Below are 14,776 nucleotides of genomic sequence, written 5' to 3'. Positions count from 1 at the left end.
AACGCGCTTTTATACTTCAATTTGTTTCGTTTGAATTAAATAGCGCATAACTTCAATGACAGCTACATATAAATCTTCTGGTATCGCCTCATCTTCTTCCACTTGGTAATATAAGGACCGAGCAAGCGGGCGATTTTCTACCATTGGTATTTCTTGTTCCCTAGCAAGCGTACGCATATATAATGCGAGCTCATCTTCTCCCTTTGCGACAACAATTGGCGCAGCATCCACATGTTTGTTGTAGCGAAGCGCTACGGAAATATGTGTTGGGTTATTAACAATAAACGTTGCACCATCCATTTTCTTCGCAATCGTTCCTTGTAAGATAGCATGCATAAAGTTTTTTCGCTTTCCCTTTACTTGCGGGTCTCCTTCATTATCTTTATGCTCTTGCTTTACTTCTTCTTTTTTCATTTTAATATCTTGCTCATACTCCCATTTTTGATAAATGAAATCAATAATAGAAAGAACAATTAAAATGATTAAAATGGCTAAAAAAATCAATTTAATTTGGCTAATAATTTCTGTTAGTGATGCGGTCCAGTTAAACCCAATCATACTGACAATTTTCTCTAAATTCTTTTTAAACAGAACGTACGCAACATAGCCGATTAACACCATATAAAACAATGACTTTACAATATCGACTAAACTTTTCCGGCTAAATAATCTCGTAAAATAATTTTTCGGATTAATGCGCGATGCTTTCGGTTTAATAATTTTAGACGAAAATAAAAAACCAACTTGGATCATATAATTAAACAGATGAAACGCATAAACGAGGATGAAAACGGGTACTGATACTTTCAGAAGCAGTATTCCCATTAAATAGAAATACTCCGTCGTATCGGCATTTTTACCAATTTGATTAAACAGCACCGCAACAGAATTGGCAATTTCATAGCCAAGCCAATCTCCAAAAAAATAAACGACAACTGCTAGTACGAGAATCGAGAATAAATTATTTAAATCTTTACTTCGGGCAATATTCCCTTCTTCACGCGATTTTTTGCGCTTCTGCGGGGTGGCCTTTTCTGTTTTATTATCCTTTGCCATATGCGCCCCCTACTTTGTTAAGAAAAAGTTAAATAGTTTTGTATATTCCTCAAGCAACGTATCCGTCATATTTTTAAAAACATAGCCGAGCATTGGTACACTCATCGCAATAAATAAAATCCCGCACGTAATTTTAATGACATATGCGTTCATAAAGACGTTTAATTGCGGTGCGTTCTTTGCAATTAAAATGAGAACAAAGTTAATAATAAACAAGCTCCCCATGAGCGGAAGAACAATTTCTACCGCTGATGTAATCGCAAATAATAATGTCGCTAGCAAACTATCTAAAAAGTTTGTTGTGAGCAATTTTGAAATCGCCTCTGTATATTGAAACGACTTTAAAATCGTGGCAACGAAATAATCAATGCCGCCTAATGAAATAAAAATAATGAGGAAAAATATATCAAAAATCGTTGATAATAAAGTCGATTGTGCCCCGGCATTCACATCAAATAAACTCGCCTGTGACAATCCAATATCAAAATCTAAAATATGACCTGCCATTTTCGGAATGTTCCACAGCATTTCGACGATTTTTGACAGCGCTAAACCGATTACAATTTGTGTTCCGGCGTATGCTACTACATCCCATACGGTTTGAATATGAGAAACATCCACTTTGTCAGCCACTGTAATCGAAAGCCCTAATCCAAATGTAACCTTTGCCATCGCTGGAACAGAACGCCCTGAAAAAAACGGTAAAAAATATAAAAATGACGTAATACGGCAAAATGCAAAAAATGTAGCTGCCCATAACTCCATATTCATTTCATTCACCCATCTTTAATACGAGCGCAGTAGCGACGGAATTTTATCAAACAAATCTAAAATAAGTGTCGTTAATTCTTGAAACATCCACGGACCTAAAATGATAATCACAAGCACAATACTCGCCATTTTTGGCAAAAAGGTCAGCGTTTGTTCTTGAATTTGCATCATCGCCATTATAACAGCAATCACGACAACAACAACCATACTAACGCCTGCAATCGGCAATAGTATCATCACTCCTTTATAAAAAAAGGATTGGAAAATATCTATAATTGGTGATGTATTCATTTATATGACTCCTATCACATAACATCAAAATCTTGCCCGCTTTAGGCGACCGTTTTAAACATAATATCGACGATTTTTGTATATCCACCTAAATATATGAAAACGAGTATTTTAAACGGTAAACTTAAAATCATCGGCGGCACCATCATCATCCCAAGATACATTAATAGCGTACTAATAATTAAATCGATAAAGACAAACGCTAAATAAATGAACATCCCCGTCAGCAAACCTTTTTGAATTTGCGTTAATGTAAACGATGGAACGAGCGTAAATAACGAAATGTCTTTCATATTTTTCGGCAACTCTTCTCCGCGCACTTTCAGCATCATTTTTAAATCATGCTTATACGTATGCTTAGCCATATACTCCTTCATAATAGGCGCGGTCTTTTCAGCCGCTTGGCTAACTGTTATTTTCTCCTTCGTCATCGGATCCCACACATCACCTTTTAATTGCCCTAACACCGGCTGCATCGTAAATAGCGATAAAAAGAGTGCTAAACCAACAAGCACTTGGTTTGGTGGTAAATTCATGACGCCAAGCCCTTGTCTTGTAATCCCAAGGACAATCATAAAATATGTAAAGTGCGTGAAAAGAAGAACAATAGAAGAAGATAGTGATAAAAGCGTTACAAGTGCAAATAACTGTACACTTGAATTGCTCGTAAACTCTTTCCCATTTTCAAAATCAATAAAGCCATTTGGCTCCGCATACGCTGGATTTGCAAAAATAATAGAAAAAATAATAGAAAATACAAAAATGACCGCAACTAACGATAAATTTTTCTTTATTCTCATGATGGATCCTCTACTTTTTTCATTTCACTCTTTACCGCATCTTCTAGCGCTTGTTGAAACTGATTTCCTGTTAATTGCACAGATTGTACACCGTTCTGACTTACAACAGTGAACACTTGCTTTCCGTCCACTTCAAATAAAAAGGCGCTCGTTTGGTGATTTAAATACAAGCCGTCCTTTACTTGAATATGACCGTTCTCGCCTTGTTTAAAAAACTGCTGTTTGCGCGTCCTCTTTGTCATATAGTACGCACCATACCCGAGAACACCAAACAGTAATACAACTTGCAATAAGGTCGTCATATACGACATATGACTCCTCCTCTACTCTTTTTCCTGTACTTGTCTTTGCGCCTTTAAAAGCGCAGCTTGTTTCTTATCGGCTTCAATTTCTGAAATAATAATACCAAACTGTTCATCCATCACAATTGCTTCTCCAATGCCGACTTTTATATCGCTTAAATATACATCGACTTTATGACCAAGGTTTTTCTCAACCTCGAGTACATCACCAACTTTTAAATTCTTCACATCGCCAAGCTGAACCGACGCTTTCCCAAGTTTCACACCGAGCTCAATTGAAATATCCGAAACGGTATCAATATGTGCTTTCGCTTGCTCCTCCCGCTGAATTGCGTATTCTTCTAAACTCATTAATGATACAGGTGACACTTCATGCTTCATACAATCCCTCCTATTCTACAAAACTTTTAAACAAAAATGCTTTACGCGTTTTATCTTTTCCGATAAAGCAATTAAACTTATGTTTCCCGTCAACATAACCGCACAATTGATCGGTTACTTTCGTATGAAGCGGGATAATATCACCTTCTTCAATTTGCTCCAGCTCGCCAATTGTCATCTTCTGTTCACCTAGCGCTATATGAATCGGTTTATACACTTGATGAACCTTTGCTTCTACTTCTGACGTATACTTTTTCCGCTTATCAGAAGAATGCTCCACAATATTTTCAGATGTTAACTTATCCATAATATCTTCAACAGATAAGAACGGAATCCCAATGCGAACGGTCGTATTCCAATACTCTGTTTTCAAATTCACATTAAGTAAGGAAATAATATCACTCGCTGTCGTAATCTTTAATGCATTGGGATCCGTCTCCGTCGTCACAAACTTCGGCTGAATCGCTACAATGCTTTCAAATGATTGCTCTAAATTTTTACAAAGAATCGAGAAAACATTATCAAGTGTTAAAAACTCGAACGCTGTTAGCGGTCTACGTATAGAAAAATCACGCTTACTATCCCCGCCAAGCCAACATTCATGAATATAAATAATAAATGCAAGATCCATCTCAATTACAATTTCCCCAAGCTCCGGTAATCCAAGATCAATCACGCAATATAAATAATAATCTTTCGGCATTTTCTCCACATACTCACTTGTAAATGGAACTTGTTCTACAGTTGATGGCTCTAGTTCAATTGGAATGCGCATCCGCGCCGCAAGCGACTGTGACGTTTGCTTTCCAAAACTCGCTGCAATCGCTTGTAAGCTTCGTAAATGCTCCACACCAAATTTCTCTGGCCTATTAAAATCGTATTCTTGAAATTTCTCTTTCTTATCTGCCTCTTGCGCGAAAACAGGCATCTCCGACCCATCATTCATCGCCTTCAGCAGCGCATCAATTTGCTCTTGGCTTAATTTATCGCCACTCATGAAAATCCCCTTCCCTATCCTTTCAATTCAACAATTTCAACGTACATTTTTCCGTTTTTCGTCAAAATTTTCCCGGTACCAATCTCTTCATTCTCCAGCATAAGACGAACCGTATTTTTCGTTGAATCTTCAAGACGATACAATGTCCCTTTCGTAATATGAAGCAGATCTTCAATTTTCTTTTTCGTTTTGCCAATTTCAAAATAAATTGTTAACGGAATATCATCTTGTAATTTCAAATCTAGCCAACTCCCCTATCATGTTCACAACAATTTCATATCTTTCTTGTATGTGATGAAATTTTTTATTTTGAAACATCGATATTTAATATTTTTTTAATATATCCTTCTGTTTCTTTAAACGGAGGCACACCTCCATACTTTCTTACATTGCCGGGGCCAGCATTATAAGAAGCAAGCGCTAAAACGAGATCGCCGTTATTTTTTTTCAAATACCCAGCGAGCTCTTTTACCCCAGCTTCAATACTTTCCGCTGGTGAAAATGGATTTTGCACACCAAGTTCTCTCACATTTTCTGGCATGAGCTGCATTAATCCCTTCGCACCAGCGTGGGATACCGTTTTCGGATTAAAGTCCGATTCTACTTCAATCATTTTTTGAATTAATGTTTTCGGAATTCCATATGTACGACTCACCCGATCAATAATATCCATATACTTCCCTTCATGTTCGGAACGTATTTTTTGAATATTATACTTCTTCGTTAACCCCCACATATCAGCAGTCTCATCACGCAATTCTGGGAAACGCCGTACCATTTCTTTCTGTGCAACTTGAACCGGCTCAGCTTCCTTTCGCTTAGACGTTTCCACAGGCGGATTTTTATCTTCTACTTGTTCACTTTTCGTTTTAGTCTGCTCATTCGCTTTTCCTTCCTTTACTACAGCACTTTGCAACGTTTCTTGAAAGCGACTGCTAACGAATGCTTGCGGACTGCTTAACTTTCTCTCGATTTGTCCCTTCTTATAAGAAAGAACTTCTTTTACTATATTCCCAATCTCCATAATATCACCTTTTTGGTAAACAAAGATAATCTAATATTAGAGTTTTTTAAAAAAGTTTGCAATAATCCTTTTTGATAAAATTGTAATAAAAAAATGGCTAAATTGTTAAAATACTATTTTTCCATATTCATTAATCCGAATTTTTAGTTGACACCTATCATAGCAAGGATTACAATAAATCTCGAAATCGATTTTTTTGTATATTGCTGTTTTTCAATTTGCAGAAAAATCAATATAAAAAAATGGAGGTTCTTTCACATGAGAATTAATACAAACATTAACAGTATGCGCACACAAGAATATATGCGCCAAAACCAAGCAAAAATGAGCACTGCAATGGACCGTTTATCAAGCGGGAAACGCATTAACAACGCTGCTGACGATGCAGCAGGTCTTGCAATCGCAACTCGCATGCGTGCACGTGAAAGCGGTCTAAACGTAGCTGCTAACAACACACAAGACGGTATGTCATTAATCCGTACAGCTGACTCAGCAATGAACTCAGTATCAAACATCTTACTTCGTATGCGTGACCTTGCAAACCAATCTGCAAACGGTACAAATACTAATGGAAACCAAGCAGCATTAAATAAAGAATTCGATGCATTAAAAGAGCAAATCAATTATATCTCTGCAAACACTGAATTTAACGATAAAAAATTATTAGATGGCTCCAACCAAACTATTGCAATTCAAACATTAGATAACGCTGATAAAGGTAAAAAAATTGACATTCAATTAACAGACGTTTCTACAACAGGATTACAAATTGATGACTTGAAAATTATTAGCGGTACATCACAACAAACAGTTAATGATGTTGCAAATATATTTTCTGCTCTTGCAAATACATCTGCTTCTAGCGTCAACGATGTAGAGACTGAAGTTCAAAATGCTATGCAGGAATTCAAAAAAGTTAAAGCCTTCATGTCTGATGCTGATGTTAAAGCGGTAACTGACGCACTTAAGGACTACAATACTAAAGCCTCCGCTGCTACCCCTGTGCTGTCCGATGTTCAAGACGCTGCTAAAGCCCTAGGTCAGGCGTTTGACCCATCAAAGGTAGCAATTGGCGATCCTAATGCAGCAATTGCATCAATTGATGCTGCCTTAGAAAAAATCGCATCTAGCCGCGCAACTCTAGGTGCTACATTAAACCGCCTAGACTTTAACGTAACAAACTTAAAAAGCCAATCTACTAGCATGGCTGCAGCTGCTTCTCAAATCGAAGACGCTGATATGGCGAAAGAAATGTCTGAAATGACGAAGTTCAAAATCTTGAACGAAGCTGGTATTAGCATGCTTTCTCAAGCAAACCAAACTCCACAAATGGTATCTAAATTATTACAATAATCCATTTCGTGAGTATGTATACATAAACCTCTCTGCTTGCGGAGAGGTTTATTTTTTCTATATAGATAAACATTAAAGTTTTTAGATGAAGTCACGATCTATTTTGTCTTCTTCCTATATATGAAATCAAAAAGATAATGTGAACATTAGCCGTTTATTCGTTTTCGAACATCAACTTTATATCAATTTATAAGGAGTGTCTATTATGCGTATTGGTACGAATGTTTTCAGTATGAATGCTAGATGGTCGCTATATGAGAATGAAAATGGTATGAATGTTGCGATGGAGCATTTAGCAACCGGTAAGAAGCTGAATCATGCTTCTGATCACCCTGCTAATGTTGAGATTGTAACTCGTATGCATGCGAGAGCGAGTGGTATGCACGTAGCAATTCGAAATAATGAGGATGCAATTTCGATGTTGCAAGTGGCAGAAGCGGCGCTCCAAACCGTAACAAATATATTACAGCGCATGCGTCATTTAGCCGTGCAATCAGCAAATGGTACAAATTCAAAGCAAAATCGAGAGGCACTCAATCAGGAGTTTCAAACATTATATGAAGAAGTTCGTTATATTGATGAAACAACGGAATATAACGACTTACCTGTATTTAATGGACAAGCTCGTCATGTTGCACTTGATGACCTCGGACATACAATTCATATCTCAAAAAAAGAAAACCACTCTCCCCTTTCCTCTCGTCAAAATGACATCAAGATTTCAACAGAACAAGAAGCAAGGGCTGTCCTTGTAAAAATAGAAGCAGCTTTACAAAATATAATGCTGCACCGCGCCGATATTGGTGCGATGATGAATCGATTGCAGTTTCAAATTGAAAATTTGCATACGCAAAGTATCGCACTTACAGATGCCGCCTCTCGCATAGAAGATGCTGATATAGCGGAAGAAATGAGTGACTTTGTGAAAGATAAACTCTTAACAGAAGTGGCGCTAACCATGGTTTCACAAGCAAATCAAGTCCCGCATATGATTATAAAATTGCTCCAATCGTAATTACAAAATAAAAGGGAAATACATATCCGCTATGTATCTCCCTTTTATTTTGTACCCAATTTTTTAACGTGACATTGTCATCACTTGTCCGCTTCGATCAACCATAATTTTCATTTTTCCGTCTTGCGCGTTATATAATCCTAGTTTATGTAAATCTTGCTTGCATACACTTACAAAATACGGAAGCGAACGAATTTGATCAATATCCGAACTTGTGATGAAATGAATTAAATGATGCGTCATTTCTTTCATATCGTTAATAAGTTCTTCTTTTTCACGCTGCAGTCGTTCATTTTCTCTTCGCAAGGATGCAATTTCATCTTCTAAACTATTTGCATTCTCTTCTTCTTTTATACGCTTTGAAGCAATACTAGAAAGCTTATAAATCCCTTCCATAAACTGATGTAGTTCCCGCTCTTTCATCTCATGATGTTCACTAATTGTTTCAAAGTTACTCGCAATTCCTGATAATACAGTAACGAGATTGTGTTCCAGCTCGACTTTCGAAATTGTTTCGCTTGCTGCTTTTTGCTGCTCTTGTTCCCGCTCTAGCACTTGTTCTGGAAGCGGCACGTATTTACGCTTACGCCCTGGCTTTTGTTTTTTTATATCGGCAAATGGTAGTTCTTCTTTTTTCAATTTATAATACGTATTTTGCAATTGACTTTCTGTTTTTGGAAACAGATTCAACTCTTTTTTACTTATATACTTTGAAATATTCACGATATTTAGCTGATGTCGCTGACAAAATTGATAGACTGCATACAATAGCTCCAGTTCAGACTTTAACCATATAATATTTGTTTTTTCGTATATTGACATTCCACCATGTTTTTCGATATCCATTTGAAATAATACCATTTTATTATATAAATCAATCAACTCTTCATATCCAACTTGAAATTGTTGCTCTATTTTTTTAAATTCTGATTCTAAATGTATATTATTTTTTTTATGATTTGACATGTTTTTTAAAAGATGTAATACATTAATTGCTTTATGGTGATACATAATCTGCGTCACTCCCCTCTCATTTTTTCACAATTCTTATATTTACTCCATTTTCTTCTAGAAATTGAAATTCCCAAATCCATAATATAACATTTCGAAATTGTCTGTCAAATAATAAACATACAAAAATGTATAAAAACTATCAAAATAGAATAAATCATATTCTTATTGTTATACATTTTATTAAACTTGAAATATTTTTTCTTATTTACATAAAAAATCTTTTCATGTAAATTATATAATATAATTCTTACAGCTTCACCGAAAAAATCTTGCGGTTTTACGCAGCGCGAACATGCTATTTTTCAATTCAAATAGAAAAATCGTCTTTTTGTGCTTCAGATAAAAAACCCCCCAGCTTCCTATTGAACTGAGAGGTTACGATAAGATCGAGCGTATACTATTTTCTCATAGAAGTTTTTCTTTATAAAACGAGCTTATCAACTAAACCGATTAACTCTTGAATATCCGGTTTACTTACTTGTGCATTCGCTCCAACAGCTTCTCCTTTATGGTACAGTTCACTTGTAATTAAAGAAGAGAAAATAACGACTGGTAATTTACTCATCACTTCATGATCTTTGATTACTTTTGTTAAATGGTGTCCATCCATTTTCGGCATTTCAATATCAGTAATCAGCAGATGAATATTCTCGAACATTTTCTCGCCTTGTTCTCTTGCTAATTTTTCAATTTGTGCTAATGCTTCGGCCCCGTTGCTAAAGAAGTTTATTTTTTTATATCCAGCTGCTGATAATGTTTCTTCTAATATTTGACGAAGCATTGCTGAATCTTCAGCAATGTAAATAATTTTTTCACTGCGATCTGTTTTTTGTTCAAGCCCTGTTAGTTTTTGCGCTTCATAACCAGAATTACTAATTTCACAAACAATTTTTTCATAATCTAATAGTAAAATGATTTTTCCATCTAGTTTCACAATACCGGATGTTGTTTCTTCAAGTCCCATTGATAAGGAAGCAGGTTCATCAATTTGTTCCCAAGAAATGCGCTGAATACGATGCACTTCATCTACGCGGAAAATAACTTTCATTTGATTTAATTCCGAAATAATAAACTTTGTTTGATCAAGTGGTTTTGTCGATTTTAAGTTCAGCGCTGTTGCAAGATTAATAACCGGTAAAATTTCACCGCGCACTTGAACGACACCTTCTACGGCATGATGTGATTCTGGCACAGAAGTAACGGGAAATGGATTGATAATTTCGCGTACTTTCATCACATTAATGCTAAATAAGTTTTCGCCAACTGTGTATGTAACAATTTCTAATTCATTTGTTCCGCTCTCTAATAAAATGCTTTGCGCTTGTGACATATAAGTGTCACTCCCCTTTCGATAATTCTATATATATATTTATTAGGCTTCATTAAGTATAAAAGGCATCTATCCGAATAGCAAGAATATACAGATAGATGTCTTATTTTCTATTACAACTATTCTTGAATAAAAGAAGAGAGCTCTTCTAATAATATTTCTTGTGCCTCAACAATCTCCGATGGTGCTGTTTCCCATCTTTTTGCAATCTCTTTCTCTACTCTTATTCGAAATTCTAAGTCCATTTGCGCTATGATATATTCTTTCGTCTCTACATCGCTATCGAGAAGGGACAGCGCATATAGTTCCGGGTCCTTTACTTTTTGAAAAAGCTTCTGCCAAATAGCTGGTGCAATATGTTTTAATTTTTCCATATGAATTTCCTTATGAGAAAATAGCAATTCATATTGAATAAACGTGACATTTTCCTTCATTACTTTGAAATAACAGTTATTCTTTTTATCATTTTCAAAGTAACCATTTGGATCAGCAATAATATTTTCTACTTTTCGAATCAAATCCGGTAAACTATTTGCTGTCATCACAGTGCGCTGTTCGCTTTCACTTGGTGAAATAAATGTAACGCGATATTTATTTGATGCCATGCCTTTTCACTCCTTCTACTACAGAATAGATTTTACGCGGTCTTTAATAGTTCAATATTGTTAAACCAAAAAGCAAGTTGTTGATCTGTAATGTTAGGCAATGAAACGAAAAACTCACGGCATTTCATTTCATCTTTAAATGCTTGATATTTCCATTGATTCTCACGACAAATGCCCACAAAATAAAATTCATGAATGCGCCCAATCGCTGCCTTCTTTTCTCCAAATGTGTACGGCGGAACTTGCTTAATTATAAATTGATCCGGTAAATATATATGCTCTGTTCGCTCGAACTGAATAATTTGCTGAGCAAGTTCTTGTTTATCTTGAAAAAAAGGCAATTGTAAAATGCGTTCTTGTCTTGTCATATAAATGTGAAACCCTCTCTACTGGATATATGATACACTTATCCACTATCTAATTAGATTGACAACTTCATTTAATACTTCATCTGATACTTTAATTACTTTTGCATTTCCTTGGAAACCACGTTGATATAGCATTAAATCAACAAACTCAACAGATAAGTCGACATTTGAAGCTTCTTGTGCACTACCGCGCACTTGACCGGAACCGTTTTGACCAGATACACCTAATGTTAAAATTCCCGTTGAATTTGTCGCTGTATAGTTTCCATTACCTGTTTTCATTAATCCACCGTTATTCGGAAACATTGCGATTGCTAATTGTCCAGCTGCTTTCAAACTACCGTCAGAGTATTTTACCATTACGTAACCACCATCAGAAATGAAACAATCTTTTACTGTTGCAGCAGCTCGTCCGTCTACACCTTCTGGAGATAACGTTTTATCTGTTGGATGATTTGTAATCGAACTAAAATCTAAATGAATATTGCCACCGTTAAACGGAACATCCGCACCTTGTTGTTTTGGCTCAGGATTTCCAACGTCATTAAAATTCAGTTCACCTGTTCCATTTGGAACATCCTCAAAGTTACCTTTTTTTGAATCGTTACGTAATTGTACTTTGTAGCTGTAATGATGTTCACCCGTTTTGGTAAATTCTACGCGCATCGTCCACGTATTTCCGGCATCATCATAGATTGGTAATTCTTGTGTCACTTTTGCTGTTTCATTCGCTGGAATGTTCCCTTTAATGATTCCTTTTGTTGTTTGAATTCCGCCAACTGCTGTGCCCATTGGCACTTGAAGCGGTCCTGGAATACCAGATGAATCTATTTGACCTGTAGCTGGATCAACTGGATACGCAAATACATATTTCCCTTCTGAATTCACAATATAATAATCAGACGATATATCAAACGTACCCTTTCGTGTAAATTCCATATTTCCACCTTTTATATCACCTAGAACAAAAAATCCATTTCCTTCAATTGCTGTTTGCATTTTTCCGCCGTTTAATGAAATGGTACCATCGCTAAAATCTGTAACTGTACCGCTTAATTTTACACCGTTACCAATACTTCTCGGATTCGTTCCAGCGTAATTTTCATCGCCTCTAGACCCAATTGCATTATTGTATAATAAGTCATCAAACACTGCTTTTTGTTTTTTATAGCCAATTGTTTGTGCGTTCGCAATATTATTTGATGTTACACTTAATGCATTTTGCGTTGCATTCATTCCAGTAATACTTGTATACAATGATTTAATCATCTTTCCTATACCTCCTTATTTTTGCTCTGCTTTCACTTTTTCTGTTTCTTCTGTACCCTCTTGTTTTTCATCTACTAAGTTTGTTTCAGAAATTGGTTCATCAGAAACACTTTCAACAAAGCGAAGCGAAACAACGTGCTTGTCAACTACAAGTTGCACTTCATTATTTGCAGCGAGGCGAACAATATCTACTTGACCAGACACTTTCTGACCATTATTATCAACACCTCTTACATACTTACCAAGAAACTTCATTCCTCCATCAAGCGCTGTCGTATACATCGTTGTACGAAGAGAATCTACAGCCTTTGTCATATTTTGTACTTGTTCCATAATTGACATCTGTGACATTTGATTCATCATTTGATTCATATCCATCGCATTAAAGGGATCTTGATATTGCAAGCTCGTTAGAAACAGTTTAAGAAAATCGTCCTTCCCCATAACACCAGGTGTTTGCTGCGTATTTGCTGATTTTGTCCCATCTGTTCCACTAACGGCCTTTGTATCCTTCGTCTGTACTCCTGCTTGCAATGGAAGATGGTTTGTATTTGTTGTATGTAATCCAACTGTTGGCATACTTTATTCCTCCAATAGTCCAGCAAATTTTCGGCTTTCTTCTACTCTTTTCTTTTCAGAAGTATTTCTTTGTTTTTGCCTTTGCTGCTGTTCTTGTTCTTTTCGCTCTCCATCTTTATTTGTATAAGTAAGCTGAATATGAATATTTTTTTCTTTTAATTTTAGTTTTAATTCATCAAAGATGATTTCCACTCGTTTTTTCGAATCATGTTTTTCAAGCTCGACATGCACCTCAATTTGCTCTCCATGCTTTTTCATAAACACAGTTAGCGTCCCCAATTTTTCAGGGTTTAATTGGAATAACACGCGCTCTTGCTTCACAACAAATTTTTGCAATGCCTCTACTTGTGCCCGCATCTTGTTCCCTAAATCAGAAAGAGTCACTTTTTCTCCCTGTCCACTTTGTTTGTACATTTGATCGGCCCCCTGTACATGAAGCTTACCAAACGATTCACTTCCTGTTCGTACAGAATCTATTTCTGGCAACTCCTGTTTTGGTTGCTCTTCACGCACTACGTTCGGTTCCTCTACCTTCTCTATATCATCTTGCTTCTTTGTAATATCACAAGTTTCTGTCTCTACCATATTCGCTACTTGTAACAAGTTATTCGGCATTGTTACTTTCTCTAAAACCGTTTGAATTGTATCTTCTAAACATATTGCATTCTTACTATCTATGTTAGCCAGAAACGCTTGTAACTCTTGTAATTCAGCTTGGGGTAATTGTTCTAATTTTATATTCCCGTATGTTTCGTATAACGTCTGTATTTTTTGTATGTATTGATATAACAATTCTGGTTGAACACGTAACTGCTCAATTGCAACCATTTGTTCTGACACAGCGAGCAGTAATTCTGTTGTTGTTTTCTGCTCTTTTGTTTCCACAGCGGCATGCTCTTTCTCTTTGCTTACCTTTTTCTTTACAAGTGGCGTTTCTCCCACTTCTTCTCTTCTTACTTCATCTTGTTTTACACGCTTCGTTGTCGTTTTTTTTTCACCTTGTTCATTCATTTTGCTTACAAAAGAAGAATTCTCATCTTTTTGCCGTACGATTCGCTCTTTAGATTGTGGAGGTAAACTCGTTTGTACCGGCAATACTGCATCAATCACTACATTCACCTCATCTATTCATACACATTTTTAAATCAAGAAGTGTTTTTTCTTCTAATTTTTCTTGCTCTTTTGCGATTTTTTTACATTCTTCTTGATACATTTCATCAATGATACGTTCTTTTTCTTTTATTTGTTCTAAAAAACTTTCATTTTTCTTAATAAATCCAGCGATCTTTTGTATTTTTCTATTCCATTCTTCTATTCTTTCAGGTGAAAAAGTATGAGAAGAAAGCATGCCAACCATAACTTGTCTCTCAGCTTGAACAATGTGACTGCGCGACTGAACAACATAAAGATCATATTCTTTTTTCTGTTCGATTTTTCTTTTTTCTGTTGTTAATTCATATACTTCTTTCAAAATATGCTCTTTTTCTTGATTGATTTGCCATTTAATCGTATCATACTGCTGCTTATTCACCTGTTTTCATAGCCCCTTTCTATTATAACGCTCCCTTTTTCTATTATATAGTTTTTTTCAAAAAAAATCTGTGAAATATTCAAAAACAAA

The 14,776-nt window shown here is 35.8% G+C and carries 18 protein-coding genes and 2 pseudogenes; 2 read left to right on the top strand and 18 right to left on the bottom strand.

Annotation, left to right across the window (positions count from 1 at the left end; translation table 11 throughout):
- Positions 1–9: 9 nt before the first annotated feature.
- The 9 genes from flhB to MR059_RS01750 all read right to left on the bottom strand — a co-directional run bounded on the left by flhB (position 10) and on the right by MR059_RS01750 (position 5,622).
- A complete protein-coding gene (gene flhB / locus MR059_RS01790) occupies positions 10–1,056 on the bottom strand; it encodes a flagellar type III secretion system protein FlhB (RefSeq protein WP_012093876.1) in 1,047 nt (348 codons plus the stop codon).
- 9 nt (positions 1,057–1,065) lie between these two features.
- Positions 1,066–1,827 carry a flagellar biosynthetic protein FliR gene (locus MR059_RS01785; protein ID WP_087094768.1) on the bottom strand — a complete coding sequence of 254 codons (762 nt, stop codon included), beginning with the start codon at positions 1,825–1,827 and terminating at the stop codon, positions 1,066–1,068.
- 15 nt (positions 1,828–1,842) lie between these two features.
- Positions 1,843–2,118 carry a flagellar biosynthetic protein FliQ gene (locus MR059_RS01780; RefSeq protein WP_012093874.1) on the bottom strand — a complete coding sequence of 92 codons (276 nt, stop codon included), beginning with the start codon at positions 2,116–2,118 and terminating at the stop codon, positions 1,843–1,845.
- A gap of 41 nt (positions 2,119–2,159) precedes the next feature.
- Positions 2,160–2,918, bottom strand: coding sequence for a flagellar type III secretion system pore protein FliP (locus MR059_RS01775; protein WP_012093873.1), 759 nt, complete (start codon positions 2,916–2,918; stop codon positions 2,160–2,162).
- The gene (locus tag MR059_RS01770) at positions 2,915–3,229 is read right to left on the bottom strand and encodes a flagellar motor switch protein FliN (RefSeq protein WP_012093872.1); all 315 of its coding nucleotides are present in this window, start codon (positions 3,227–3,229) and stop codon (positions 2,915–2,917) included. Before MR059_RS01770 ends, MR059_RS01775 begins: the two co-directional genes overlap by 4 nt.
- 12 nt (positions 3,230–3,241) lie before the next feature.
- On the bottom strand, positions 3,242–3,601 hold the full coding sequence (locus tag MR059_RS01765; protein WP_012093871.1) for a flagellar motor switch protein FliN: 360 nt from the start codon (positions 3,599–3,601) through the stop codon (positions 3,242–3,244).
- 10 nt (positions 3,602–3,611) lie between these two features.
- A complete protein-coding gene (gene fliM, locus MR059_RS01760; RefSeq protein ID WP_012093870.1) occupies positions 3,612–4,598 on the bottom strand; it encodes a flagellar motor switch protein FliM in 987 nt (328 codons plus the stop codon).
- Positions 4,599–4,612: 14 nt separating this feature from the next.
- Positions 4,613–4,837, bottom strand: coding sequence for a flagellar motor switch protein FliN (locus MR059_RS01755; protein ID WP_012093869.1), 225 nt, complete (start codon positions 4,835–4,837; stop codon positions 4,613–4,615).
- A 65-nt stretch (positions 4,838–4,902) separates the two neighbouring features.
- Positions 4,903–5,622 (bottom strand): lytic transglycosylase domain-containing protein, encoded by a 720-nt coding sequence (locus MR059_RS01750; RefSeq protein ID WP_087094767.1) that lies wholly within the window; start codon positions 5,620–5,622, stop codon positions 4,903–4,905.
- 258 nt (positions 5,623–5,880) lie between these two features.
- Here MR059_RS01750 and MR059_RS01745 point away from each other — a divergent pair, with 258 nt between their 5' ends.
- On the top strand, positions 5,881–6,975 hold the full coding sequence (locus tag MR059_RS01745; protein ID WP_242161436.1) for a flagellin N-terminal helical domain-containing protein: 1,095 nt from the start codon (positions 5,881–5,883) through the stop codon (positions 6,973–6,975).
- A gap of 205 nt (positions 6,976–7,180) precedes the next feature.
- The gene (locus MR059_RS01740) at positions 7,181–7,990 is read left to right on the top strand and encodes a flagellin N-terminal helical domain-containing protein (protein WP_087094765.1); all 810 of its coding nucleotides are present in this window, start codon (positions 7,181–7,183) and stop codon (positions 7,988–7,990) included.
- A gap of 63 nt (positions 7,991–8,053) precedes the next feature.
- Here MR059_RS01740 and MR059_RS22140 read toward each other — a convergent pair.
- The 9 genes and pseudogenes from MR059_RS22140 to MR059_RS01700 form a co-directional block, all read right to left on the bottom strand.
- A pseudogene (locus tag MR059_RS22140) lies at positions 8,054–8,488 on the bottom strand (DNA-binding domain-containing protein); the annotation flags it as partial.
- A 65-nt stretch (positions 8,489–8,553) separates the two neighbouring features.
- A pseudogene (locus tag MR059_RS22135) lies at positions 8,554–9,001 on the bottom strand (DNA-binding domain-containing protein); the annotation flags it as partial.
- Between the two features lie 424 nt (positions 9,002–9,425).
- A complete protein-coding gene (locus MR059_RS01730; RefSeq protein WP_087094763.1) occupies positions 9,426–10,334 on the bottom strand; it encodes a chemotaxis protein in 909 nt (302 codons plus the stop codon).
- Positions 10,335–10,453: 119 nt separating this feature from the next.
- Entirely contained in the window at positions 10,454–10,939 is a 486-nt protein-coding gene (locus MR059_RS01725; RefSeq protein WP_087094762.1) for a LysR family transcriptional regulator, read from the bottom strand.
- 32 nt (positions 10,940–10,971) lie between these two features.
- Complete coding sequence (locus MR059_RS01720; protein ID WP_087094761.1) at positions 10,972–11,307, bottom strand: DUF3964 family protein; 336 nt, start codon at positions 11,305–11,307, stop codon at positions 10,972–10,974.
- Between the two features lie 45 nt (positions 11,308–11,352).
- On the bottom strand, positions 11,353–12,576 hold the full coding sequence (locus MR059_RS01715) for a flagellar hook protein FlgE (RefSeq protein WP_087094760.1): 1,224 nt from the start codon (positions 12,574–12,576) through the stop codon (positions 11,353–11,355).
- A 15-nt stretch (positions 12,577–12,591) separates the two neighbouring features.
- Complete coding sequence (locus MR059_RS01710; protein ID WP_087094759.1) at positions 12,592–13,155, bottom strand: flagellar hook assembly protein FlgD; 564 nt, start codon at positions 13,153–13,155, stop codon at positions 12,592–12,594.
- Positions 13,156–13,158: 3 nt separating this feature from the next.
- Entirely contained in the window at positions 13,159–14,283 is a 1,125-nt protein-coding gene (locus tag MR059_RS01705) for a flagellar hook-length control protein FliK (protein ID WP_087094758.1), read from the bottom strand.
- On the bottom strand, positions 14,276–14,686 hold the full coding sequence (locus tag MR059_RS01700) for a cytoplasmic protein (RefSeq protein ID WP_087094757.1): 411 nt from the start codon (positions 14,684–14,686) through the stop codon (positions 14,276–14,278). The genes MR059_RS01705 and MR059_RS01700 overlap by 8 nt, the downstream gene beginning before the upstream one ends.
- Positions 14,687–14,776 lie beyond the last annotated feature (90 nt).

Source organism: Bacillus cereus group sp. BfR-BA-01522 (genome assembly GCF_022662635.1).
GTDB lineage: Bacteria > Bacillota > Bacilli > Bacillales > Bacillaceae_G > Bacillus_A > Bacillus_A cytotoxicus.
This window is presented reverse-complemented; position numbering and strand designations above follow the sequence as displayed.